We start from the raw sequence: 24,564 nt of genomic DNA, 5'->3' as shown, positions 1-24,564 counted from the left end.
GAGTAGCCTGAGGGCAGACAAGCCGGTCTGGCAACGGAGTGATTGATGAAACGCACTATTCTAACGGCCATTGCAGGGTGCGCGCTCTTGATAAGTGCGGCCCAGGCAGCGGAATTGACCACAGTACCGATTACCCCCGTGACAGCCGCGCCGGGTTCGCCGGGCACCGCCACGCCAACCCCGTACCCGCAAATCACCCCGCGCGCCGTGCCCAAGCCTGTGGCCGGTAGTGGCAGCCTGATACCGCTGCCACCGATCGACCTGCCGCAGCCGCCCAAGGATCAGCCACTGCCGGGGCTGGAGCTTAAAGACCCGAAGGGCAAAAGCTCGCAGGATTGACCGTGCATCCACCGAGCTGATGCTTTGCCTTTGCGGGAGCGAGCCTGCTCGGGAACGATCTTCGCGAGCAGGCTCGCTCCCACGGTTACAGTATCTCTAACGGTTGAAGAGGGGTGTGATCGGCGGGGCAGTCAAATCCCCAGCACCTTGAACACAAATGCATATTCCAGCGCCACGTCGCGCAAGCCCTGATAACGCCCGCTCATGCCGCCATGGCCCGCCTCCAGTTCAGTCTTGAGCAACAGCAGGTTGTTGTCGGTCTTGCTGGCGCGCAGCTTGGCCACCCATTTGGCCGCTTCCCAGTACTGCACGCGACTGTCGTTGTACCCGGCAATCACCAGCATTGCCGGGTAAGCCTGCGCGGTAACGTTTTCATAGGGCGCGTAAGCCTTGATCCGTTCATAGACCTCGGGGTCTTGCGGGTTGCCCCATTCGTCGTATTCGGTGACGGTCAGCGGCAGTTCCGGGTCGAGCATGGTGTTGAGCACATCCACAAACGGCACTTCGGCAATCGCTGCCTTGAACAGTTCCGGGCGCTGATTGAGTACGGCACCGATCAACAGGCCACCGGCGCTGCCGCCACTGATGACCAGTTGTTCGCTGCGGGTCAGCCCTTGGTCGATCAGGTGTTCGGCGCAGGCGATAAAGTCGGTGAAGGTGTTGTGTTTGTGTTCCTGCTTGCCCGCGCGATACCAGGCCTCGCCCAACTCGCCGCCGCCACGCACATGGGCAATGGCAAAGGCCACGCCACGATCAAGCAGGCTTAGACGGGCATGGGAAAACCACGGGTCAAGGCATTCGCCATAGGCCCCGTAGCCATACAGGTAGAGCGGCACAGGTTTGCCCAGCACATCGCGTTTGACCACCAGGCTGATCGGCACCTGAGTACCATCGGGGGCGGTGGCCCATAAACGATGGCTGACGTAATCATCGGCGTTGAATGGCCCCAGCACAGGGGTTTCCTTGAGAACGCTTTGCTCGCCTGTGGCAAGGGTCAACTGGCGCACTTGTGCCGGGCGATTCAGCGCCTCGTAGCGAAGGCGAATGTACTTGCTGTCAAATTCCAGGCTGTCTTGCACATACAGGCTGTAGGCCGCGTCCGGCAATTGCACGCGATATGGCGTCAGGCCGTCGGGGCGGATTTCGATAATGGGCAAGCCACCCTCGCGCAGGCTCAGGCACAAGGCTTGGGCGTTGAGGGTCATGCCTTCCAGCATCACGCTGTCACTATGGGCAATCAGTGGCTGCCAGTCATTGCGTGACGGCACCTCGCCGAAGGCGTAATACAGGGCAAAGTTGATGCCGTCCTGATTGGTGCGGATAAACCACGCCCACTGGCCTTCAAACAGGCCGTGATCGACGCTGTAGTCGTGGTTTTCAACCCGTAGTGCCAGACAGCTGAAGGGCTGGCGCGGCAGGTTGGCGTCCAGCACCCAGGTTTCGCTGGTGGTTTTACTGTTAAGCAACAAAATCAGTTGCTGTTCAGAGCTAGAGCGGTAGCAGTGCAGGAAAAACCTCCCGTCCGCTTCATGGAATACTTCATGGGCAGCTGTTTCGCCGAGGGTGTGGCGAAACAACTTGTGCGGACGATGGGTGTCGTCCAGCCCGGCGAAAAACAGGGTCTGGCTGTCATTCGCCCAAGTCATGCTGCCATCGCAGTCTTCAAACGGCAGCTCGGTGACCGTACCGCTGCCCAGCTCTTTTACAAACAGGCGGTAGGTTTCTTCGCCGCTGGTGTCCAGGCTGTAGGCCAGGCGCTGGTGATCGGGGCTGATACTGAACGCCCCCAGAGAAATAAAGCCACCATCGGCCAATGCATTGGGGTCCAGCAATAAATGTTCGGCGTTCTCGTCCACCTGCTGGCTGTCATCGGCCGGGCGCGGGCAACGGTAGTGGCGGGCGTATTCATCGCCGGCGTTGGTGCGCGTGTAATACAGATACGGGCCCCAGGGGGAGGGCAGCGACAGATCAGTCTCGCGAATCCGTCCCTTGATCTCTTGAAACAGCGTCTCCCGCAATTCAGCCTGGTCGGCCAACTGCGCCTCCTGATAACTGTTTTCGGCTTTCAGGTAGTCCAAAACCTCGTCACTGTCGCGGTTTTGCAGCCACGAGTAAGGGTCTGAACCCTCGATCTTATGTGCGATAGGAGCGCTGATTGGGGAGGCTGATTGGGTCATTGAGTGTGCTCTGAAATCTGCATGAAAAATAAGTGACGCTGACGGCGTTGCAGCCGCACTGCCTAAAAGCCGTTATCATAGCCTCTCATTGCCTGCCGACCATGGATACCATGACCGAGAACGACTATCTGATCGCCTGGGGCCTTTACGCCTTTGCTGCTTTGGGCTGCCTGCTCGTATGGTGCCGCATGACCCGCTTTATGTGGCGCTGGTTGCGCGAACCGTTGCGGGTATTAATGGCCGTGTTGCTGTTCAGCCCGACCATCATTGACCCGGTCAAGGAAAAATTTGCCCCTGCAGTGGCGATTGCTGCTCTGGATCTGGCCTTTAAAGTGGGCGACAACGCCTGGCGCGCGGTCTCTGACCTGCTGATGTACGCCATAATTGCACTGTGCGTTTACGCTATATTTGTGCTGATCCGCTGGCCGATCGAGCGCGCCGGCAAGGCCCGCAAGGCGCAAGCTGCAGCGGCCGCCAAAGCTCGCCAGGCCGATCCTGAAGACGACCAGCCTTTCGGTTCGGCTGGTGATGATCGTTATGCGTCAAAGAGTGCGCCGCGTGCATCGGGCCCATCCCGGGTCGAGCCGCGGTTGTAATTTTGTTTCGTCCAGCCTGAATGCGAGAGTGCGAGCGTGTGTGAATTATTGGGCATGAGCGCCAACGTCCCGACTGATATTGTGTTCAGCTTTACCGGCCTGATGCAGCGCGGCGGGCGCACCGGCCCGCATCGTGATGGCTGGGGCATTGCCTTCTACGAAGGTCGTGGCCTGCGCCTGTTCCAGGACCCTGCCGCCAGTTGCGACTCCGAAGTCGCCCTGCTGGTGCAGCGTTACCCGATCAAAAGCGAAGTGGTGATTGGCCATATCCGCCAGGCCAACGTGGGCAAGGTGTGCCTGTCCAATACCCACCCGTTTGTTCGCGAGCTGTGGGGGCGCAACTGGTGTTTTGCGCACAATGGCCAGTTGGCCGACTTTTCTCCGAGTACGAGTTTTTACCGCCCTATTGGTGATACCGACAGTGAAGCGGCGTTCTGTGACCTGCTCAACCGGGTCCGTGAAGCCTTCCCGGAGCCGGTCGACGTCGAACGCATCCTGCCGGTGCTGGTCGAGGCCTGCGCCGGGTTTCGCAACAAAGGTGTGTTCAATTGCCTGCTCAGTGATGGCGACTGGCTTTTCTGCTATTGCTCGACCAAGCTGGCGCAAATTACCCGGCGAGCCCCGTTTGGCCCGGCGCGCCTGAAAGATGTCGATGTTATCGTCGATTTTCAGGCAGAGACCACGCCCAACGATGTAGTCACCGTGATTGCCACCGAGCCACTGACTGAAAACGAAACCTGGACACGCTACGAACCGGGCCAATGGAGTCTGTGGCGACGCGGTGAATGCGTCAGCCAGGGCATAACCGAATAAGGATGGGTGTGTATGTTCCTGAGCTACCTGCGGTTGGTATTGTTTACCCTTGGCCTGCTGATCGGTGTGCAAGTGCCGGGGTTTATCAATGATTACGCCAACCGTGTTGAAGCTCATCTGATCGAGGCCCAGACCGGGTTGGCGGGGTTCCAGAACACCGCCAACCAGTTTTTCAAGGGTGACCTGCAAGCGCTGGTGGCCCATTACCAGGCCAGCGATGACCCGGTTTTTCGCAGTGATGCCGGCAGCCTCGGCACCTTGCTCAACCGTCAACGCCTGCTTGATGAGCAGTTCCAGGCCATGCAGGGCCCGTGGTACATGCGCGCCCTGCAAGTGGCCTATGCGGCTGATCCGGCCATTCGCGAAGAAACCCTGAACGCCTACACCTACCAGGTGTTGTTGTCGCCGAGCGCCATTGGTTGGGCGATGGCGGGTGCCTTGCTGTTCTCCTTCATTATCGAAGGTTTCCTGCGGCTGGTGGACTGGGTCGTGCTCGGCGGCAAACGCCAGCGTGAGCGCATTGCCCGCCGCGAGCGCAGCTACTGACCCCGGGGGAATATCCCCTTTCACAAGAAATGTTAAGCAATCAAATTTTTCTTATGCCCGAGCCCGGCTTTTATTAGTTGGACGAATGGCCCGCGCCTGTCGAAAAATGCTCCTACCTAATCTATAAAAAGACCACAGGAGCATCATCGTGAGCCGCCTGTTATTGAATTGTGACATTGGTGAGAGTTTTGGCAGCTGGACCATGGGCCTGGATGCCGAAGTCATGCCGTTTATCGATTGCGCCAACATTGCCTGCGGCTTTCATGCCGGCGACCCGGGCATCATGCGCAAAACCGTGGCCCTGGCTGTGGCGCATAATGTGAAGATCGGTGCTCATCCGGCGTATCAGGATCTGGCGGGCTTTGGGCGCCGATCCATGAGCTATTCGGCGCAGGAAGTGCAGGATCTGCTGCATTATCAGATCGGTGCACTGGACGGTATTTGCCGCGCACAGGGTGTGCAGGTCAGCTATGTCAAACCCCACGGCGCGATGTACAACGACATGATGGCCAACCCGGTACAGCTGCGGGCAGTGGTTCAGGCTGTGGCCGCTTACGATTCCAGCTTGCCGCTAATGCTGATGGCCACGCGCGACAACAGCGCCGCCCAGGCAATCGGCGACGAGTTTGGGGTAACACTGTGGTTTGAAGCCTTTGCCGACCGCGCCTACGACAATGCCGGGCGGCTGGTCTCGCGACAACTACCGGGGGCAGTCCACCACGATGCGGATGTCATCGTGCAGCAGGCCCTGACCATTGCAGCGGGCAAGGCCCTGGTTGCCAGTGACGGCAGTGCCCTGCATTTGCACGCTGATACCCTGTGTGTGCATGGCGACAACATTAGCTCGATTGCTGCTGTGCAGCGTATTCGCGAAGCCCTTGAGCAGCAGGCGCGGGCATGAAGCCGCGTATCGAAGTGGTCGCCATCGATTGCCTGATGCTGCGCCTGTTTGATGAAATTGCCGAAAGCAACATGCCCTGGATACTGGCTGCCAGCGAGCGGATCCGCACCTGCTTTGCGGTGCATCTGATCGATCTGGTGCCGTCCTACACCACAATGATGGTGCATTACGACGGGCTGGCGCTGACCCCGGCCCAGGCCCGTGAATTGATCGCCCAGGCCTTGACCGACCTGCGCCCGGAAACCCGCAACCTTGGCCAGTGTCATGTGCTGCCCGTGTGGTACGACGTGAGCGTGGGCCCGGAACTGACGTTGCTGGCCCAGCGCGCCGGCTGCTCGGTAAGCGAAGTGATTCGCCGGCACAGTGAGCACGAATACCAGGTGTTTGCCCTGGGTTTTGCTCCAGGTTTTGCCTTTATGGGGCTGGTTGAAGAGGCTCTGGCCGCGCCACGCCTGAACACCCCGCGCAAGCGTGTGGCCAGTGGCAGCGTGGGCATTGCCGAGCGACAGACGGCAGCCTACCCGGCGCAATCCCCGGGGGGCTGGAACCTGGTCGGGCGTACGCCGAGCGCACTGTTTGATCGTGAACGTGATGGCTACAGCCTGATGCAACCCGGTGACAGGGTGCAGTTTGCACCCGTGTCCCATGCTGAATTTATCCGCCTGGGCGGTGACGACACGCCTCAGGAGGCCTTGGCATGAGCCACTTATTGATTCAGGCCAGCACTCCATTGTGCCTGCTGCAAGACGCGGGGCGTTTTGGCGTGCGGCATTTGGGCGTAACCCAGGGCGGCGCCGCAGACTGGCTGTCGATGGCCTGGGCCAACTGGCTGCTGGGCAATTCGCCGGATGCAGCGGTGATTGAAATCACCCTGGGCGGCCTGACCCTTGTTGCCAAGGCCGATTGCACTCTGGCATTGGCGGGCGCGGACCTGGCGGCCACCATTGACGGGCAGCCGCTCAAGCCCTGGCGCAGTTTTGTCCTGAAGCAAGGCCAGACCCTTGTATTTACCCGGCCGCTGAGCGGTGCCCGGGCTTATCTGGCAGCGCCCGCGGGCTTTGTTGCGCCGCAAGTGCTGGGCAGTTGCGCGACTGTCGCCCGTGAGCAGCTCGGCGGGCCGGATGGTTTTGGTCGCGGGCTGGTGGCAGGTGATGAATTGACGTACGCCGGGCATGCCGGGCAATTGCGAGAGTTGCCATGCGAACTGCAACCGGTATTCAGCGCCAATCCGGCGCTGGACGTGGTAATGGGCGCGCAAATGGGTGCTTTCAGCGGGCAAAGTACCTTCGATGCTTTCAACAGCGCCTGGACGCTGGACACTCGCGCCGATCGCATGGGCATCCGTTTGCTGGGGCCTGCGTTGGTGTATCAGGGCGCACCGATGATCTCGGAAGGGATACCGCTGGGTGCCATTCAAGTGCCGCCGGACGGCCAGCCGATCGTGCTGCTCAATGACCGCCAGACCATTGGCGGTTACCCGCGACTTGGCGCCTTGACGCCTTTGGCGCTGGCGCGACTGGCCCAGTGCTTGCCGGGGGAGGGCGTGCATATGCGTCCAACAACGCAGGAGGCGGCGCAACGCCATCATGTGGTGTTTATGCGGCGGTTTGTGGCTTAGCGCCATTTATGTGGGAGCGGGCTTGCTCGCGATTCAGGCGGCGCGGTAAAGCAGGAACACCGCGTCGAACAATCGCGAGCAAGCCCGCTGCCACACTCACCGCGCTGAATTATTTGGCCAAAAACCGCATCCCTTCTTCCAGCCCTTCAAGGGTGAGCGGATACATGCGGTCTTCGATCAGATCACGTACGATCCCGATCGAAGCCGTGTAATGCCATGTGTCCTTGGGATACGGGTTAATCCACACCAGCTTTTTGTATTTCTCCATAAAACGCTGCATCCACTTGTAGCCCGGCTCTTCATTCCAGTGCTCGACACTGCCTCCGGCATGGGTGATCTCATAGGGCCCCATCGTCGCGTCACCGATAAAGATCACTTTGTAATCTGCGCCATATTTGTTCAGCAGGTCCTGGGTCGAGATGCGCTCAACCTGACGACGCTGGTTGTTCTTCCACACCGATTCATAGATAAAGTTGTGAAAGTAGTAGTACTCCAGATGTTTGAACTCGGTTCTGCACGCGGAAAACAGCTCTTCACAAATTTTGATATGGGCGTCCATCGAACCGCCGATATCGAACAGCAACAGCAGTTTGATATTGTTGCGCCGCTCCGGGCGCATCTGAATATTCAGCAACCCGGCATCGCGAGCGGTGTGGTCGATGGTGCCATCGATATCCAGCTCATCCGCTGCGCCCTGGCGGGCGAATTTACGTAGCCGACGCAGCGCGACCTTGATATTGCGCGTGCCCAGCTCGACCTGATCATCTAGGTTCTTGTACTCGCGCTGTTCCCAGACCTTGGCCGCCTTGCCCTGACGTGCGCCAGCATCGCCCACGCGGATGCCTTCGGGGTGATAACCGCCCGAGCCGAACGGACTGGTGCCACCGGTGCCGATCCATTTGTTGCCGCCGGCATGGCGTTCCTTTTGCTCTTCCAGACGCTGCTTGAACGCCTCGATCAGCTTGTCCAGCCCGCCCAGTGACTGCAGCTGGGCGCGATCTTCGTCGCTCAGCGAGCGTTCGAACTCCTTGCGCAGCCAGTCTTCGGGGATCAGTGCCTCCAGGTGTTCATTGAGGTTTTGCAGACCATTGAAATAGGCGCCAAATGCGCGGTCGAACTTGTCGAAATGGCGCTCGTCCTTCACCAGGATCGTACGGGCCAGATAATAGAACTCGTCCATATCGGCGAAGGTCACCCGGTTTTTCAGGGCGTTGATCAGGTCCAGCAGCTCACGCACTGAAACCGGCACCTTGGCCGCACGCATTTCATTGAACAGATTAAGCAGCATGCTTTTCGCCTTCTCGGAAATCAGCGATTGGGGCGGCGGCTCATAAACGCCAGGCGCTCAAGCAATTGCACATCCTGCTCGTTTTTCACCAGGGCACCGGCCAGTGGCGGAATGGCTTTGGTCGGATCACGTTCGCGCAATACCGCTTCGCCGATATTGTCGGCCATCAGCAACTTGAGCCAGTCGACCAGCTCGGAGGTGGAAGGTTTTTTCTTTAAGCCCGGGACCTTGCGCACATCGAAAAACACATCAAGCGCTTCGCTGACCAGCTCTTTCTTGATGTTGGGGAAGTGCACGTCGACGATTTTCTGCAGCGTGGTGCGGTCCGGGAAACTGATGTAGTGGAAGAAGCAGCGGCGCAGGAAGGCGTCCGGCAGTTCTTTTTCGTTATTGGAGGTAATGATGATGATCGGGCGCACCTTGGCCTTGATCGTCTCGTCCGTCTCGTAAACGTAGAACTCCATCTTGTCGAGTTCTTGCAGCAGGTCATTGGGGAACTCGATGTCTGCCTTGTCGATCTCGTCGATCAGCAGGATGACGCGTTCTTCGGCCTCGAAGGCTTCCCACAACTTGCCCTTTTTAAGGTAGTTGCGCACATCGTGAACCTTGTCGACACCCAGTTGCGAGTCACGCAGGCGACTGACTGCGTCGTACTCATAGAGGCCCTGGTGGGCCTTGGTGGTTGACTTGATATGCCAGGTGATCAGCTTGCAGCCAAAGGATTCAGCCAGTTGCTCGGCAAGCATGGTTTTACCGGTGCCGGGCTCGCCCTTGACCAGCAGCGGCCGCTCCAGGGTAATGGCCGCGTTGACCGCCAGTTTCAGGTCGTCGGTGGCCACATAGGCGTGTGTGCCTTCAAACTTCATCTGCAATTCCTCAAACCATGACCCGGGTCCTGCAAGGGGCAGGGCGGGAGAACTGAAAAGTATGTCCGACTATAACGCGCTGCCCGCCTGACGTGAACGCAGACGCGCCATTCAGTCCCTGACCGGTTGGTACACTGCCGAACTGTCGAGTCGCCTGAGACCCTTGTACTATAAAGACTCCAGCGATTCGGGACTGTGCCACATACCCCAGAATTCAGCGCTTGGATGCGCCACAAGTCACCGGCCTGCGCTTGCGACACGTGCCACGGAGAAATCATGTCTTATCTCACCCGTCGCGACGGTCGTTACAGCTACCGCCGCCGATTCCCCGCAGAAGTTGCCCAGATAATTGGGCGCGTCGAGTACCGGAAAGCTCTGGGGACTGCCGACCGGGGCGAAGCTCTGAGGCTGTCGCACTTTGTATCCGTTGAGTTTGACCGAATCTGTGCTGAAGCATTGGCGGCACCAACTGATCCAGCACTGCCGATTACCGAAACAACTCAAGCAGAAACCGCCGCTGAGGTGCTGAATAACCTGAACGCCGTGGTTCGTGCCTTTACGGTAAACATCACCGAGCGTATGCAGTCGTCCGGTTGGCAGTCAGAACTTAAATGGCGTAGGGCAAACCTTGAAGCGCTCGCCAATGGCACGGTACTGCCGGGTCTAGATATTCACCCTGTAACGGCTCTGGCGATGCGTAAAGCGCTCGATGACACCTTAGCTGGCAATCCCCCTCGGTTTGATTCAACACCGCTAGAACCTGCTGAAAGGGCCGTTCCAACCGCTACTTCTGGTGCTGCGGGCACCGTCACCGAGGTGGTGTTCCAAGCGGTGCTCGATGATTATTACGAAGGCGTAGGGCCTAGCCGGGTGGCCAAGTTGAAAAGCCTCACACGCCGTGTCTTGGCGTGGCCTAGCACTCAAGCGGATCAACTTGAGCGAGTGATGAAGTACTGCGCTGAGCGGCTGGAGGCGGGCGGTAAAGCTACGTCTGTGCACGGTGACGCTGCGGGGTTGATTACTGTGCTGCGCAGAGTTCCGGGCTGGGAGGGTATTTCTTTGCCCCGGACCGGTGCCGTTGCAAGGGCTGTCCGATCAGGTGGCGGGATGAATGTAAATCAGCGGTCCAGTATTTCTTTAGAGCGAATGCTCAGTATCCACGCTGAGGTGAAACGGCAGGTCCCGGTGCACCACGCGACGGTGGTCCTGCTGGCTCGATATGGTTTACGCCCCGGTGAGCTGCTTCAAGAGGGGCCAGAGGCACTAGGTTACCGGGTGGATATTCTGGGCAACCGTGAGCTGGTGTTTAAAGCTGCTCTGAATGGCGGGAAGAACGCGGCGAGTCGTCGTGATCTACCTGTGCACGCCGATGATGCACCCTTGTTTCGAGAAGTCCTGAAAGGTTTGGGCCTCGCTGCTGACGCTACCCCGGTAGAGCGTGACAGACGGGTTCGGCGTCGGGTGCAGAACGCCTCAGGTGTGTTCCGCCGCTTGCTTGGCGGTGAAGAAGGCCTGTCGTTGTACAGTCAACGCCACACACTGGCCGACCTGCTGCGTGCCGTGGGCGCGACTACAGACGAGGTTGGCGGCATCCTCGGGCACACCCCAGCCGGATCGAAAGCCACAAGTATTTATGGTGGTAGCCAGCCGTTGGATAGGCCGCGTGAGCTGCTGGCAAAGGTTCGGGAATTGATCCCAGATCCAAAGCCAGAGCGGATCTAAATCAGCTAAGAAACGCACTGCGAAGCCGTCGGAATCCCCACTATGTGTCGAATCGCTTAGAGCCTTATAGGACGTGGCTTGTAGGGGAGTTGTCGTTTGCCTAGTACCTCTATGGGAAGGGGAAGTTAGCAATAGCGGGACACTCCGAGGAGGAAGGAAGCATAACTACCTCTCTGAGCTACCTAGCAATAGCTAACTCTTCTAGTACAGAGCAAGGGTGACAGCACGATGATGCGGCTCTCCCCGAATACCACGTGAGGAAAACGACAACATAGGAGGCGACGAATTGACAGATTTAGATGTAAGAGACTTGGAGCCGATGTTCCCGCTAATGACACAAACCGAAGCACAAATCAGGATCAATCGCCGTATTAAGGCTGAACTACCTCACGTCACCGGGAACGCAATTGGGCCGTACCTCCAGACCGGGATTGCGTACTTCAATAAGCACGGTAATCTCGACGGGTGGAACCTCAAGGGCCGATCAGTCGGCGCAGAGTTCGCCCAGATTGACCGGGAGGCTGCCGCGAGACGCTCAGCCGTGCTCAAGGCTGCTGGCTTCACACCACGATATGCCACGATGGCTGAGGTTCACCACGTTATGAAGACCGCCCACGATGCGTGCATGGCCGATGGGAACAAGCCCAGCGCAAGCGCAATGCTTCGAGATGCTGGCGTCCCAGCAAAGACCGCGAACAAACTCGCGAGCAAGCGTAGCCTGCACACCACGAAAGCATGGGACCAGCAAGAGCAACACCCGGCTCGCGTTGCCATGCGGGAACAGGGTGTGTTGTCGCGTAGAAAGGAACGCGGCGCTGTGAGCGGAAGTCTGGCCGGAACCGTAGCCGCGTTGTACAGCTTGGCGGAGCATACGAAAGACCGGCAGCGACTCAGCGCAGTCGAGCAGGCGCAGGCTCGTATGGAGTCTGAGATTGCGGCTCTGAAAGCGCAGTTGGCGCAGCACGAAGTTCGTATGGATGTCGCAGAAGCCGGACTAGACTGGAAGGCAGAGGCGGTATGTCTGAAAGCGGACGGATTGAATGCCGGTGAGATTGCACGTCGCCTTGGGCAGAAGTACGCAACCGTGCGGCAGCACCTGCATCGCCACTCGAAAGCGTGACTCATCTGTCACGCTTGTCACGCCTGAATCCGACCAAATCCCTAAGATAAAAGCATAGGATAGACAATGAGCATAATCACCTTGCCTGATGGGTCTGTGATATGTGACGACTCCGAGCTGATGCCCCAGCACCAAGCTCGCCGCATGGCGCACGAAGGTATGCAGCCTGCTGCTATCGCCTCCGATCTAGGCGAGCCCCTCGCCGATGTACAGCGGTGGATTCAAGAGGCGCCATACGAGACGCCTGAGGCGTACTGGCTGCGCCGGTACCACGAAGGCAACCTAGACGATGATGAAGAAGACGAATAACCCCGCCGATTAGTCGGCCTGTTTCCCCGCTGTGTTCGATTGGTCATCGAGTACAGCCGCCAGTGACGCGCTCTCCTTCGTGGACGCTGGCAACCTATTCCGCTGCACCTCAACCCCACGCGGCTTATCGAATGAAACCCGTGTTCGTACGGTGATTTCACGCCTTAAAACCACGATAGCCCTGTAACCCTGGCTACCCTACCGGGTCGGCTTAACTGCATCTTCTGGATGTTGTTTCAACCGTTCCAACCGCCAGCCTCACCAACTGACGTATTCCTGATTCAAACCCGCTGCACCCGCACCCGTGCACTTCGATCGATACCCGCCTTCGTACGGCTAATCCAGACGCAGAATCAACGCTATCGATTGAGCAACCCGACTGGGTTAGTTCAGCACTGGCGCGATTCCTTGCGTCCGTAGATCCGTCCCAGTGTGTGTCCGTCCCCAACGTTATGGAGGCTACACAATGCAAGTTCAATCAGTTCAATCCAATCCTGAGAAAGCAGCAGCTACCCGACTTGCCGCTCAGGATCACGCACGCAAGAACCTTAAACTCGACTTCTCAGATGCCCCTCGCTGGCGTGAGCTGGCCGCTGCTGCTGGGTTCCGTCTTCCATTGTGGTATTTGCCAGCCACTGCTGGTGGCGTACGCCGGTACGCCTTGGGCCTCGGCATCACACTTGAACAGATCACCGAAGTCACGGGCTGCAAGTCATTCCGCACCTTTGCCGATATGAATCCCACTTGGCCGCTCTGGGCTGTGGTCGGGTTGTTGCTGGAGATGGCTGAAGAACTCAAGAAGTAACCGTCACAGTTTCATCCTGGCTCCGGCTGTCCTTACGCCGATCTGCCGACCTCTGCTGCATAAACCAATCGAATCTAATCACCTGAACAAGGAGGCCGACCCATGGCTACCAAAAACTCCAGCTTGTCGTACCACGAGAGGACCCGTTTGGAGTTCCTTACCAGCCATTTACGCAGTTCGTCGCGCCTTGCCTTGAAGGCGAAATATGAGACCGAGATCGCTCAAATCCTCGACGGCAAAGACCTGACCCGAGGCGACTTGGCTCTGGCTGCTTATTACTTCCAGAACAGCGGCATCGATGCCGACTCAAGCGAAACGGCCCAGTCATTCGCTCAGGCATACCGCGACGCACCAACCGAATAACACGCCATTAATTAAGGAGACCCACTATGACCGCTTCTAAAACCCCGACCGCTGAACAATTCGCTCGCTTATCCGATGCCGATCTAATGGCCCCGATTACAGCGGGAGATGCCGCTGTGGAGGCTGTGGCACTAACCATCGTCCCAAGCGCCTCGCCAGTTGCCCCACCTGTCCCTGCGCTGGCTGATCTGCTGGCTCAAGCGCAAGCCGTTCTGGATTGCACCGTAAGCTCTGCGCTTCCATCTCGTGTGCTGTACGCAGCCGGTATTAGTGCTGGTGAGCCAGTGTCGTACCACTTCCGCACCAAAGGTGGGCAGATGAGTGAAGACTTGCGCAAGGCTGCGGGTGACGACATCAAGACTGTTCAAGATATTGAGTACGCGGTGCGGGTGTTCGCTGCGCATGCATTACACAAGTTGCAACTAAACCGATACGTTGAGTTGTCCATGCGTGAGCGCACTGCTGCCGCTGAGGTGCACAAGGATTGGCAGAGCCGTTTGCAGGTTGCCGCTGTCGGTGAGTTGGCCGCTATCGACGCATCGAAGTCCCTGAGCGCGGCTGAGTTCAAGTTCCTACTTGAGCTGGTGGACACTGATCGCGCCGGTATGGCTCAGAACCTTGCTGGCCCCGGTGTGAACGTCCCTGCACTGGTGGCTGGGCGTGGCAAAGACTGGCGTGCAATTGCTGATGCATGGGCCGGGGCCTGCAAGTCTCGTGGAACTGTGACCTTTGAAGGGCACGGCACCGCGACTACCGGCGCCAGCTACAACGTGGAAGTTCAACCGGGCCGTGGCTGGGTACTGAGCAAATACGTGGGCCAGATTTGGATGCCTGTCGAGGCCTGCACTGCTGGTCAAGATCGTGCGATTGAAGACCGCCGACGTATCGCCCGTGAGTGTTCGCAAGCAGCGCGACTAGCCCCCGCAGTTACTGGTGGTGGTTTCGCTGACAAGTTGCAGGCCCTGTTGTGATCATTGAACAGCCTGCGCTTCGGCGTGGGCAACATCCCTCTGCTGACGACTTGATAAAGATGCGCCTCGGGTATCCGGGATATGAGTCGAGATTGCAAAGCATGCGGAGCATGAAGCCAGCCCGGTACACCGCTGTTATGTCGGGCGCTAGGACTTTCATCGACCCTGGCTGGTGCTGCACTGATTGCGGTGGGAGCGAGCGACACACCCGGAACCTGACTTGCCGGGCCTGCAATGGTGCCCGCGTACCAAGTGTGTTCAAGACCTTGCCCGACGGGCAGGTGGTGTACGTGCCGAAGGACGATGCAGCCTCCGACAACTGGCAGCAGCGCCACCTGCGGACCCAGCGCCTGCTGGATCAGAAAGCCATTCTGAACCGCTTGGGGCCAGTAGTCGTCGGGCGGCACCACCTCTCTGATGGTTGTGTGCTGCGCGCTGGGAGCGTTCAGCTCGACACCGAGACACTGATGCTTGCTGTGGATGCGCTGCTGTCCGGCGATCCTGAACTGTCCCGTGCCGCCCTTGCTCCGTTGTTGGAGATCGACCGCGAGCTGGTGCTGTTAGTTCGAAGCATCGCCCAAGCCCTTGCAGCACCTAAACCCAAACAAACTTAAAGCCCGCCAATACGGTGGGCTGCCTGTATTGGAGAGTCAAATGAAAGCTAAAATCACTCGTAAGATCCTGAGCACCTTCACCGAAGCATTCAGCCCTGACCTATCTAGCCCAAGTGGGCTGCGCTGGAATCGCTGGAACGGCTGCACCGGCACTCGTAGCCGTGAAGCTGGAGATGTTGCCGGTGGCCCAACAAACACCGGAACATACGTCGTCACCTTGAACGGGGAGAAGTACCTCGCCATGGATGTGCTGGTTGCCTTGCATCGCGAGCGGGTTAGAACCGAGGCCAGTGTGGAGGTGGCATGAGCCGCGCCCGGACAAAGGTCGAGGCCCGAAGCAAGGCCCCTGTGATCAAACCTTGGCAAGACGAGTACGTCCTGTCTGACACTTCACCCAGCGGCTTGCGGTACGTGGTGAATTGTCTTCCAAGCGTGGTGGCTGGCTGCCCGATTGAGATTACGTGGCCGCATGATAAGAGCATGGCTCAGCATTGCATCTGGCCTAGGAATTATCACCTGCCGGTAATCGTTGACTGGGAAGGCACCGACCTCGGTGGGTTCATGCACTGGGACATGCAGCTTCTGACTGTCCCCGCTTGGGTTGTCCGTGAAATCCTTATGGAACACGCCGAGCGTGCTGAACAGATCGAACTGCTAGAGCAGCATTTACACCGGCATTCACAGCAACATCTGGAAGTGGCCTAAAGGCTGCTTCCCTTTTTGGCCTCTGGCTGAAACCTAAAATTATTATATTCACGCGAGAGGGTCCCTCCACTGAAAGCACAGCCTCGCCCCCATGCCGGTCCTGCCGGTGGCTCCTTAACGCGCGGGCTCAGGCGCGAGCGGGCGTACTGATCCTGCGCGGGCCTGCGGTGTTGGTCGCGCACATCCTGCGCCTGCGCATCGCGCCTTGAAGCATCGTGCTCGCGTTTCTGGAAGCCTCACGCACTGCGCAGCGCGTCGAGAGGATGCGGTGCTGCCACGTACAACACCGTGCGATGCTGCCATCAGCCTGCTGTGCTGACCCTCCTTTGCGTCATCACAGTATCACCCTAGGTCTCTGTGGGACGTGCTGCTGCATGGTGGCCTGAATGGCTGGTAGCTGTTAGGTGTCATTAAACGTCCGTTAGGTGCTACCGTCTGTCAGTGTTTAAAGCTGGTGTCATAAAACGTGCTTTACGATTAAGTGACACTAGCGTATCTTGACACCACATTAGATGACACTAGCGCTGGAGACACAGCATGAGCCGTACCTTCCTGTATGCCCGAGTATCGACCACTGACCAGACCACTGCTAACCAAGTCTTGGAGGTACACAATGCTGGCTTTGACGTGCAACCCCAGCGCGTCGTACAAGAGACGATCTCAGGCAGCACTTCTGCTGCTGAGCGTCCGGGGTTCATGAAGCTGCTAGAGCGCATGGAGAGTACAGATGTGCTTATTGTGACCAAGCTCGACCGTCTGGGTCGTAACGCAATGGACGTGCGCAGCACAGTAGAGCGACTGGATGCGATGGGTGTTCGTGTGCATTGCCTCGCCTTGGGCGGTGTAGACCTGACAAGTGCAGCGGGCAAAATGACGATGCAGGTGCTCGCTGCTGTCGCTGAGTTCGAGCGTGACCTGCTGATTGAGCGTACTCAGGCTGGGCTTGAGCGTGCAAAGGCAGAGGGCAAGACTCTAGGTCGACCTGCGGCTACTGGCACCACGTCGGCTGTGCAGGCTCAGAAGGCCGCTGGCGTGAGTCAATCGCGGACGGCTACCGCGCTTGGCATCAGCCTTGCCACTGTGAAGCGGCATTGGAATGTCGCAGCCTGATGGAGCCAAGAGCCGAACTTTGACGTGTTCACTTCAAGGAGTGAGCACACCCGATTAAGGCACTACTGTGCACCGGCTGAACCAACGAGAGAGCCGGACGGTGCGAGAGCATTCCCTTTGAGTGCGGGCTCTCGGTCAGACCACTGTGCACCCCCAGCAAGCAATCTTGTGTGCACGCACCGGGAGCGGTTCTGGTGCGACACGCGACCGGTGCGCACAGTGCGGGCAGATGCACCAAATGCCGCTGAAAGCCCGTGTTTATTGGGGCGAACATCTTTCCTCTTGTTAAGTCCCTGAATGAGGCGTCACGCCATGACTGGACGCATGTCAGCGTGAGGCCTACCCTTGGGATCTTCCCAAAAGGTGCACAAGGACCCCGCCATGAGCCGCATTTATGCAGACAACGCCCAATCCATCGGCAACACGCCTTTAGTCCAGATCAACAGCATTGCGCCGCGCGGCGTGACCATCCTGGCCAAGATCGAAGGCCGCAACCCCGGTTATTCAGTTAAATGCCGGATTGGCGCCAACATGATCTGGGATGCCGAAAGCCGTGGCGTACTCAAGCCGGGCATGACCATCATCGAGCCTACGTCGGGGAACACGGGGATCGGCCTGGCGTTTGTCGCAGCGGCGCGTGGTTACAAATTGATGCTGACCATGCCGTCATCGATGAGCATCGAGCGGCGCAAGGTACTCAAGGCGCTGGGTGCCGAGCTGGTCTTGACCGAGCCGGCCAAGGGCATGAAGGGCGCGATCGACAAAGCCGCAGAAATTCAGGCCAGCGACCCGGCCAGGTATTTTATGCCGCAGCAGTTTGAGAACCCGGCCAACCCCGCGATCCACGAAAAAACCACCGGCCCGGAAATCTGGAACGACACCGATGGCGGCGTTGATGTACTGGTTTCTGGCGTCGGCACCGGCGGCACGATCACCGGGGTTTCGCGCTACATCAAGCACACCCAGGGCAAGCCGATTCTGTCGGTGGCCGTCGAGCCCATCACCTCGCCGGTGATCACCCAGGCGTTGGCCGGGGAAGAAATCAAGCCTTCACCGCACAAGATCCAGGGCATCGGTGCCGGTTTCGTCCCCAAAAACCTTGATCTGTCGATCGTCGACAAGGTCGAACTGGTCAGCGATGACGAATCCAAGGCCATGGCCCTGCGCCTGATGCAGGAAGAGGGCATCCTGTGCGGCATCTCCTGCGGTGCAGCGATGGCCGTGGCGGTGCGACTGGCGGAAACCCCGGAAATGCAAGGCAAGACCATCGTTGTGATCCTCCCCGATTCGGGCGAGCGTTATCTGTCGAGCTTCCTGTTCAGCGACCTGTTCAGCGAGCAGGAATTGCACCCGTAACATTGTGCGGGGGGTGGCGCGCCCGTTCCCCGCAGAGTTTGTGCAACTGACTCAAATCAAGTGGCTAATGCCCAAGTTTCTGAATAATCAGCCTGCTGTTGCGTAAGACTTAATACTGATTATTTGGATTCGTGGGTTTTGTCCTACGCCTGTAGTGTTTATCATGGCCTGCTGCTACATCGGGCTATTGATGCTGCACGGTATTTTTGAGGAGTTGTTGCATGACCTTATCCTTCGCCATTAAGGCAGGGCTCATACTGTTATTTGTCGGCAGCATTCTTTACGTGCACCTGCGCGGCAAGGCACGGTTGCCGGTGTTGCGCCAATTCGTCAACCACTCCGCGTTCTTTGCGCCCTACAACGCCCTGATGTACCTGTTCTCCGGGGTACCGTCCAAGCCGTACCTGGACCGCAGCAAGTTCCCCGAGCTGGATGTGCTCAAGGACAACTGGCAAGCGATCCGCGAAGAAGCCATGCACTTGTTCGATGAGGGCTATATACGCGCCGCCGAGAAGAACAACGACGCAGGCTTCGGTTCGTTCTTCAAAAAGGGCTGGAAGCGCTTTTACCTCAAGTGGTACGACAAGGCGCTGCCATCGGCTGAATTGCTGTGCCCCAAAACCGTTGAATTGGTCAACAGCATCCCCAACGTCAAAGGTGCGATGTTTGCCCTGTTGCCGGGCGGTAGCCACCTCAACCCGCACCGCGACCCGTTTGCCGGATCACTGCGTTATCACCTGGGCCTGTCGACCCCCAACTCCGACGCTTGCCGCATCTTTGTCGATGGCGAGGAATACGCCTGGCGTGATGGTGAAGACGTGATGTTCGACGAGACTTACGTGCACTGGGTCAAGAACGAAACCGATATCACCCGCGTCATTCTGTTTTGCGATATCGAGCGGCCATTGACCAGCCCGCTGATGACCCGTATCAACCGTTGGGTCAGCGCGCAACTGGGTAAGGCGACTGCGCCGCAGAACCTGGACGACGAACGCGTTGGCGGGATCAACAAGGCCTACGCCTGGAGCAAAACCTTCAGTGACCGCTTCAGTGGCGTGGTCAAACAGTGGAAGCGCCGCAATCCCAAACTTTATCGTATCGCCCGGCCGATATTGGCGGTGCTGGTACTGATACTGCTGTGGCGCTGGTTGTTTGGCTGATTGCATCAGACACAAAAAACCGCTCTCTCGAGAGCGGTTTTTTTTGGATTTTTTATGTCAATTGCCTGCCAAAACCCCACCACGGCATGTGATTATTTGGACGCTGCCATTGCCCCGGGCTTGAGCACCAGCCACAGCGCCACGGCGATCAGCAGACCTCCGTACAGGTGCGCCATCGACAGCGGCTCGCCCAGAAACAGCGCGCCCCACAGCACGCCAAACGGCGGGATCATAAAGGTCACGGTCATGGATTTGACCGGGCCAATGCTGGTCAGCAAGCGGAAGTACAGGATATAGGCAAACGCCGTACACACCAGCCCCAGACCCAGCAACGATAACCAGACACTCGTCCCGCCCCAACTGACCGGTGGCTGATTGATCACACTCAGCCCGAACAGCGGCAGCAGGAACAAAGTAGCCCCGAGCATACTGCCCAGTGCCGAAAGACGAGGGTCGAGACCGCCTTGCTGATCCAGCCAGCGGCGTGCCAAAAAGCCGGCAAATCCATAAAAGGTGGTGGCCAGCAGACAGGCGAGGGCGCCCATCAGCAAGTCCAGATTGAAAGCAACCGGCCCGGCACGGGTCAAAATGCCTACACCGAGCAAGCCCAGAAACACCCCGGCCAGTTTGGTCAGGGTCAATTTTTCGCTGAAAAACAGACCGCCGATCAATACGCCCATCAACGGTGTGGTGGCGTTGAAAATCGATGAGTAACCGGCAGGCAACACCTGGGCCGCCACCGAATACAGCGTGGCCGGTACCCCGGAGTTGATAACCCCCAGTATCAGGATTACCTTGAGTTTGCCGCCGAAATCCCAGCGCACGCGCATCAGCGCCAGAATCACCACCAGACCGGTTGCTGCGATGGAAACCCGGAAAAAAGCTGTCGGGATGGTCCCGAGTACCGGTGCAATGATCCGCATAAACAGAAAGCTGGCGCCCCAAATGCCTGCCAGCGACAGCATGCGCAGCAAATCGACAAGTCTCACGGGATTTTCCTTACAAGTTTCAAGGCGGGCAGTGTAGGGGATGCAGCGGACAAGACAACGCGCTAATTCCTACAGATTCGTGCATGAGCGTCCAAATCTGCGACAATCCGCCCCCTGCATTTACGAAGAATTCTGCGCACCTGATGACTGACGAATCGCCTGCTATCGACCAACTGTTGAAAAACCTCGATCAAGCCATGATTGCCGACCGCCACAAGCTGCGCCGGCAATTGCATGAGCTGCGCAAAAAGCCTGACGACGCCAAGCTGGCCGCCTGGGCCGAGCGGGTGCAGGCGTCGTGCGCGCAGGTGGCAGCGCGGGCGGCCAGTGTGCCGCAGGTTCGCTATGACGAAAATCTGCCGATCGCGGCCAAGCGGGACGAGATCAAGGCCGCGCTGCTCAAGCATCAGGTGCTGATCCTGGCCGGTGAAACCGGCTCGGGCAAAACCACCCAGTTACCGAAGATCTGCCTTGAAATCGGCCGTGGGCAGCACGGCCTGATCGGCCATACCCAACCGCGCCGCATCGCCGCCCGCAGTGTGGCCAGCCGGGTGGCTGAAGAGCTGGGCACGCCGCTGGGTGCGCTGGTCGGCTATCAGGTGCGGTTTGAGGATCAGAGCGATTCCAATACCCTGATCAAGCTGATGACCGACGGTATCCTGCTGGCCGAAACCCAGCACGACCGCTATCTCGAACGCTATGACACGATCATCGTCGACGAAGCCCACGAGCGCAGCCTGAACATCGACTTTTTGCTCGGTTATCTGAAGATCCTGCTGCCCCGTCGTCCCGATTTGAAGGTCATCATCACCTCGGCAACCATCGATCTTGAGCGTTTCTCCAAACACTTCAATGACGCGCCCATTGTCGAAGTGTCGGGCCGTACCTTTCCGGTCGAGACCTGGTATCGCCCGTTGACCTCCCAGCAGGACGAAGAGGGCAACAACGTTGAAGAAGACCTGAGCGTCGACCAGGCCATAATTGCCACCCTGGACGAGATTGCCGCGTTCGAGCGCAGTGAGCGTAAAAGCCCCGGCGATGTGCTGGTATTTTTACCAGGCGAGCGGGAAATCCGCGATGCCGCCGACATGCTGCGCAAGGCGCAACTCAAGCACACCGAGATCCTGCCGTTGTATGCGCGGTTGTCGCCTGCCGAACAGCAGCGGATTTTCCAGTCGCACCCGGGCCGCCGTGTGGTGCTGGCCACCAACGTAGCGGAAACGTCATTGACTGTGCCGGGCATCCGTTACGTGATTGACAGCGGCACGGCGCGCATCAGCCGATACAGCTACCGGGCCAAGGTCCAGCGCCTGCCGATAGAAGCGATTTCCCAGGCCAGCGCCAACCAGCGCAAGGGTCGTTGTGGCCGGGTCGAGCCGGGTATCTGCGTGCGCCTGTATGCCGAAGAAGATTTTAACGGTCGCCCGGAGTTTACCGATCCTGAGATTCTTCGTACCAACCTTGCGGCAGTCATCCTGCAAATGCTGCACCTGCGCCTGGGCGAAATCACCGCGTTTCCGTTTATTGAGCCGCCGGACGGCAAGGCAATCACCGACGGTTTCAATCTGCTGCAAGAACTGTCGGCGGTTAACCGCGAAAATCAGCTCACACCGCTGGGCCGTCAGTTGGCCCGCCTGCCGGTGGATCCGCGCATGGGCCGTATGTTGCTCGAAGCCGCCAAGCTCGGCAGTTTGCAGGAAGTATTGATCGTCGCCAGTGCGATGTCGGTGCAAGACCCGCGTGAACGTCCGCCGGAACGTCAACAAGCGGCAGATCAGGCCCACGCGCAATGGAAAGATGTCGACTCTGACTTTGCCGGTCTGATCAACGTATGGCGCGGTTTTGAGGAGCAGCGCCAGGCGCTGACGGCCAGCCCGCTGCGCAACTGGTGTCGCAAGAACTTCCTCAACTACCTGCGGTTGCGCGAGTGGCGTGATTCCCACCGTCAATTGAGCCTGATCTGTCGCGATATGCAGCTCACGGTCAATCAGGAACCGGCCGATTATGCAAAGCTGCACAAGGCTGTGCTGTCGGGGTTGCTGAGCCAGATCGGGCAAAAAACCGAGGACGGAGATTACCTCGGGGCGCGCCAGCGGCGGTTCTGGATCCATCCGTCTTCGGGGCTGGGTAAAAAGCGTCCGCAGTGGCTGATGACTGCCGAGCTGGTAGAAACGACCAAATTGTATGCGCGGATGGTGGCCAAGATCGAGCCGGACTGGATCGAACCGCTGGCCGGGCATCTGGTGAAAAAGAACTATTTCGAGCCCCATTGGGAGAAGAAGCGCGGGCAGGTGGTGGCCTATGAGCAGATCACCCTGTTCGGCCTGATCGTGGTCGGTCGCCGTGCCGTGCATTACGGGCCGATTGACCCGGTGCTGTCCCGCGAGCTGTTTATCCGTGAAGGGCTGGTGCGTGGCGAAATTCAGTCGCGGGCCAAATGCCTGACGGCCAACGCGCAGTTGCTTGAACAACTCGACGAACTGGAGGCCAAGGCCCGGCGCCGTGACATTCTGGCGGATGAAGAAACCCTCTACGCGTTTTACGACGCTCGCCTGCCGGCCGAGATTCATCAGACCGCGACATTTGACAGCTGGTATCGGGTCAACAGCCAGAAAGATCCACAGTTGCTGATCATGCGCGAAGAAGACGTGCTGGCCCGCGAAGCCACCGAAATCACGGCCATGCATTACCCTGACACGTTGCATCTGGGGGATTTGACCCTGGAGCTCAGCTATCACTTTGAACCCAACCACCCCCGCGATGGCGTGACGGTCAAGGTGCCAGCGCCGCTGCTCCCGGTTTTGCCGCCGGAACGTATGGAGTGGCTGGTGCCCGGCATGATAGAAGCCAAATGCATCGCTCTGGTGCGCAGTTTGCCCAAGGCATTGCGCAAAAACTTCGTGCCGGTGCCGGACTTCGTCAAGGCCGCGTTGCAGCGCATGGAATTTGCTGAGGGATCATTGCCACAAACCCTGGGCCGCGAATTGCTGCGCATGACCGGCGCTCGGGTGAGCGACGAGGCCTGGGCGCAAGCCGCGCAGCAAGTTGAAAATCATCTGAAGATGAATATCGAAGTGGTCGACGCCGACGGCAAGTTTCTCGGCGAGGGTCGTGATCTGGCCGAATTGACGGCCCGCTTTGCCCAGGCCAGTCAGGCAGCACTGGCCGTACCGCAAACCGCGAAAAATCAGCAGCCGGTCGAGGCCAAGGTGTTTGCCCCGGTGGCGGAGAAAACCCAGCAGAAGATCGCCGGGCTGTCGATGACGGTTTACCCGGCGCTGGTGGAAGAGGGCAATACGGTCAAGGAAGGGCGCTTTTCTACCCCGGCCGAGGCTGAGTTCCAGCATCGCCGTGCGTTGCAGCGTTTGCTGATGCAACAACTGGCGGAACCGGCGAAATTTTTGCGTGGCAAGCTGCCAGGGTTGACTGAGCTTGGCCTTTTGTACCGCGAATTGGGTCGGGTCGAGAGCCTGGTGGAGGACATTCTGCTGGCCAGCCTCGACAGCTGCATCCTGGAAGGCGAGGCGGTACTACCCCGTGATGGCGCGGGGCTGGCATCGCTTGCCGAGCGCAAGCGCGGAGCCTGGACCGAACATGCGGAAAAGCTGGCCAGACTGACGCTGGAAATCCTCAAACTGTGGCATGGTCTGCAAAAACGCTTCAAGGGCAAGATCGATCTGGCCCAGGCGGTGGCGTTGAATGACATAAAGCAGCAGCTGAGCCATCTGGTGTACCCGGGTTTTGTGCGCGAAACCCCGGCTTTGTGGCTTAAAGAGTTGCCGCGCTACCTCAAGGCGATAGAAATGCGTCTTGAAAAACTGCCGGGCCAGGTGCAAAAAGACCGGGTCTGGAGTGGTGAGCTGAGTGGTTTGTGGGCGCAGTACCAGGCGCGTGCGACCAAGCATGCGCAGGAGGGCAAGCGCGATCCGCAACTTGAGTTGTACCGCTGGTGGCTGGAAGAATATCGGGTGTCGTTATTCGGCCAGCAACTGGGGACCAAGGTGCCGATTTCGGACAAGCGCCTGAGTAAGCAGTGGAGTTTGGTGGAGGCTTGAGCCTGCAGTCCTGTGGGAGCGGGCTTGCTCGCGATGCAGGCGACGCGGTCATGCATTTGCACCGTGTTGCTGCAATCGAGAGCAGGCCAGCTCCCACGGGGGATTACTGCAAGATCCGTAAATAACGCCAAATGCTGGCAT

Annotated in this window: 24 protein-coding genes; 20 read left to right on the top strand and 4 right to left on the bottom strand. The window is 58.7% G+C overall.

What is annotated here, in order from left to right; all coding sequences use genetic code 11:
- The first annotated feature begins 45 nt into the window (after nucleotides 1–45).
- Nucleotides 46–339 carry a hypothetical protein gene (locus tag GHN92_RS15380; protein ID WP_095018947.1) on the top strand — a complete coding sequence of 98 codons (294 nt, stop codon included), beginning with the start codon at nucleotides 46–48 and terminating at the stop codon, nucleotides 337–339.
- A 131-nt stretch (nucleotides 340–470) separates the two neighbouring features.
- On the opposite strand, the gene GHN92_RS15375 is transcribed toward GHN92_RS15380, so the two are convergent.
- Nucleotides 471–2,516 (bottom strand): S9 family peptidase, encoded by a 2,046-nt coding sequence (locus GHN92_RS15375; protein WP_095018946.1) that lies wholly within the window; start codon nucleotides 2,514–2,516, stop codon nucleotides 471–473.
- Between the two features lie 101 nt (nucleotides 2,517–2,617).
- On the opposite strand from GHN92_RS15375, the gene GHN92_RS15370 reads away from it, so the two are divergent.
- The 6 genes from GHN92_RS15370 to GHN92_RS15345 all read left to right on the top strand — a co-directional run bounded on the left by GHN92_RS15370 (nucleotide 2,618) and on the right by GHN92_RS15345 (nucleotide 6,990).
- Nucleotides 2,618–3,112 carry an MFS transporter gene (locus GHN92_RS15370; RefSeq protein WP_095025671.1) on the top strand — a complete coding sequence of 165 codons (495 nt, stop codon included), beginning with the start codon at nucleotides 2,618–2,620 and terminating at the stop codon, nucleotides 3,110–3,112.
- Between the two features lie 36 nt (nucleotides 3,113–3,148).
- The gene (locus GHN92_RS15365; protein ID WP_095024129.1) at nucleotides 3,149–3,925 is read left to right on the top strand and encodes a class II glutamine amidotransferase; all 777 of its coding nucleotides are present in this window, start codon (nucleotides 3,149–3,151) and stop codon (nucleotides 3,923–3,925) included.
- Between the two features lie 12 nt (nucleotides 3,926–3,937).
- Nucleotides 3,938–4,471 (top strand): DUF2937 family protein, encoded by a 534-nt coding sequence (locus tag GHN92_RS15360; RefSeq protein WP_095002687.1) that lies wholly within the window; start codon nucleotides 3,938–3,940, stop codon nucleotides 4,469–4,471.
- 148 nt (nucleotides 4,472–4,619) lie between these two features.
- Nucleotides 4,620–5,372, top strand: a complete 753-nt coding sequence (locus GHN92_RS15355; RefSeq protein ID WP_095002686.1) for a 5-oxoprolinase subunit PxpA — start codon at nucleotides 4,620–4,622, stop codon at nucleotides 5,370–5,372.
- Nucleotides 5,369–6,073 carry an allophanate hydrolase subunit 1 gene (locus GHN92_RS15350; protein ID WP_095002685.1) on the top strand — a complete coding sequence of 235 codons (705 nt, stop codon included), beginning with the start codon at nucleotides 5,369–5,371 and terminating at the stop codon, nucleotides 6,071–6,073. Before GHN92_RS15355 ends, GHN92_RS15350 begins: the two co-directional genes overlap by 4 nt.
- Nucleotides 6,070–6,990 carry a biotin-dependent carboxyltransferase family protein gene (locus tag GHN92_RS15345; RefSeq protein ID WP_133143762.1) on the top strand — a complete coding sequence of 307 codons (921 nt, stop codon included), beginning with the start codon at nucleotides 6,070–6,072 and terminating at the stop codon, nucleotides 6,988–6,990. The genes GHN92_RS15350 and GHN92_RS15345 overlap by 4 nt, the downstream gene beginning before the upstream one ends.
- A 109-nt stretch (nucleotides 6,991–7,099) precedes the next feature.
- Here the strand turns inward: GHN92_RS15345 and GHN92_RS15340 are convergent, their stop codons facing one another.
- Together GHN92_RS15340 and GHN92_RS15335 are read right to left on the bottom strand one after the other, a co-directional pair.
- Entirely contained in the window at nucleotides 7,100–8,278 is a 1,179-nt protein-coding gene (locus tag GHN92_RS15340) for a VWA domain-containing protein (protein ID WP_095002683.1), read from the bottom strand.
- A gap of 20 nt (nucleotides 8,279–8,298) precedes the next feature.
- On the bottom strand, nucleotides 8,299–9,144 hold the full coding sequence (locus tag GHN92_RS15335; RefSeq protein WP_095002682.1) for a MoxR family ATPase: 846 nt from the start codon (nucleotides 9,142–9,144) through the stop codon (nucleotides 8,299–8,301).
- Nucleotides 9,145–9,420: 276 nt separating this feature from the next.
- On the opposite strand from GHN92_RS15335, the gene GHN92_RS15330 reads away from it, so the two are divergent.
- The 12 genes from GHN92_RS15330 to GHN92_RS15270 all read left to right on the top strand — a co-directional run bounded on the left by GHN92_RS15330 (nucleotide 9,421) and on the right by GHN92_RS15270 (nucleotide 19,379).
- Nucleotides 9,421–10,866, top strand: a complete 1,446-nt coding sequence (locus tag GHN92_RS15330; RefSeq protein WP_130872531.1) for a DUF6538 domain-containing protein — start codon at nucleotides 9,421–9,423, stop codon at nucleotides 10,864–10,866.
- 286 nt (nucleotides 10,867–11,152) lie between these two features.
- Complete coding sequence (locus GHN92_RS15325) at nucleotides 11,153–11,986, top strand: helix-turn-helix domain-containing protein (RefSeq protein WP_130872530.1); 834 nt, start codon at nucleotides 11,153–11,155, stop codon at nucleotides 11,984–11,986.
- 66 nt (nucleotides 11,987–12,052) lie between these two features.
- Complete coding sequence (locus tag GHN92_RS15320) at nucleotides 12,053–12,295, top strand: hypothetical protein (protein WP_130872529.1); 243 nt, start codon at nucleotides 12,053–12,055, stop codon at nucleotides 12,293–12,295.
- A 466-nt stretch (nucleotides 12,296–12,761) separates the two neighbouring features.
- Nucleotides 12,762–13,100 carry a hypothetical protein gene (locus GHN92_RS15315; protein ID WP_130872528.1) on the top strand — a complete coding sequence of 113 codons (339 nt, stop codon included), beginning with the start codon at nucleotides 12,762–12,764 and terminating at the stop codon, nucleotides 13,098–13,100.
- Nucleotides 13,101–13,202: 102 nt separating this feature from the next.
- Nucleotides 13,203–13,463 carry a hypothetical protein gene (locus GHN92_RS15310; RefSeq protein WP_130872527.1) on the top strand — a complete coding sequence of 87 codons (261 nt, stop codon included), beginning with the start codon at nucleotides 13,203–13,205 and terminating at the stop codon, nucleotides 13,461–13,463.
- A gap of 26 nt (nucleotides 13,464–13,489) precedes the next feature.
- Nucleotides 13,490–14,434, top strand: coding sequence for a hypothetical protein (locus tag GHN92_RS24195; RefSeq protein ID WP_232527688.1), 945 nt, complete (start codon nucleotides 13,490–13,492; stop codon nucleotides 14,432–14,434).
- A gap of 254 nt (nucleotides 14,435–14,688) precedes the next feature.
- A complete protein-coding gene (locus tag GHN92_RS24190; protein ID WP_232527687.1) occupies nucleotides 14,689–15,048 on the top strand; it encodes a hypothetical protein in 360 nt (119 codons plus the stop codon).
- A 40-nt stretch (nucleotides 15,049–15,088) separates the two neighbouring features.
- Nucleotides 15,089–15,355 (top strand): hypothetical protein, encoded by a 267-nt coding sequence (locus tag GHN92_RS15290; protein WP_130872526.1) that lies wholly within the window; start codon nucleotides 15,089–15,091, stop codon nucleotides 15,353–15,355.
- Between the two features lie 173 nt (nucleotides 15,356–15,528).
- Nucleotides 15,529–15,753 carry a hypothetical protein gene (locus GHN92_RS15285; protein ID WP_048377296.1) on the top strand — a complete coding sequence of 75 codons (225 nt, stop codon included), beginning with the start codon at nucleotides 15,529–15,531 and terminating at the stop codon, nucleotides 15,751–15,753.
- Nucleotides 15,754–16,290: 537 nt separating this feature from the next.
- Nucleotides 16,291–16,863 carry a recombinase family protein gene (locus GHN92_RS15280; RefSeq protein WP_048377265.1) on the top strand — a complete coding sequence of 191 codons (573 nt, stop codon included), beginning with the start codon at nucleotides 16,291–16,293 and terminating at the stop codon, nucleotides 16,861–16,863.
- A gap of 381 nt (nucleotides 16,864–17,244) precedes the next feature.
- Nucleotides 17,245–18,219: a cysteine synthase A gene (cysK, locus tag GHN92_RS15275; RefSeq protein WP_095002681.1), complete on the top strand. Its 975-nt coding sequence runs from the start codon at nucleotides 17,245–17,247 to the stop codon at nucleotides 18,217–18,219.
- A gap of 221 nt (nucleotides 18,220–18,440) precedes the next feature.
- A complete protein-coding gene (locus tag GHN92_RS15270) occupies nucleotides 18,441–19,379 on the top strand; it encodes an aspartyl/asparaginyl beta-hydroxylase domain-containing protein (RefSeq protein WP_088377780.1) in 939 nt (312 codons plus the stop codon).
- A 92-nt stretch (nucleotides 19,380–19,471) separates the two neighbouring features.
- Here the strand turns inward: GHN92_RS15270 and GHN92_RS15265 are convergent, their stop codons facing one another.
- Nucleotides 19,472–20,368, bottom strand: coding sequence for a DMT family transporter (locus tag GHN92_RS15265; RefSeq protein ID WP_133143758.1), 897 nt, complete (start codon nucleotides 20,366–20,368; stop codon nucleotides 19,472–19,474).
- Nucleotides 20,369–20,511: 143 nt separating this feature from the next.
- Here GHN92_RS15265 and hrpA point away from each other — a divergent pair, with 143 nt between their 5' ends.
- On the top strand, nucleotides 20,512–24,423 hold the full coding sequence (hrpA, locus tag GHN92_RS15260) for an ATP-dependent RNA helicase HrpA (protein ID WP_095018956.1): 3,912 nt from the start codon (nucleotides 20,512–20,514) through the stop codon (nucleotides 24,421–24,423).
- Nucleotides 24,424–24,564 lie beyond the last annotated feature (141 nt).

The organism is Pseudomonas sp. FSL R10-2964 (assembly GCF_009600035.1).
In the GTDB taxonomy this organism is placed as follows: Bacteria; Pseudomonadota; Gammaproteobacteria; order Pseudomonadales; family Pseudomonadaceae; genus Aquipseudomonas; species Aquipseudomonas bubulae.
This window is presented reverse-complemented; position numbering and strand designations above follow the sequence as displayed.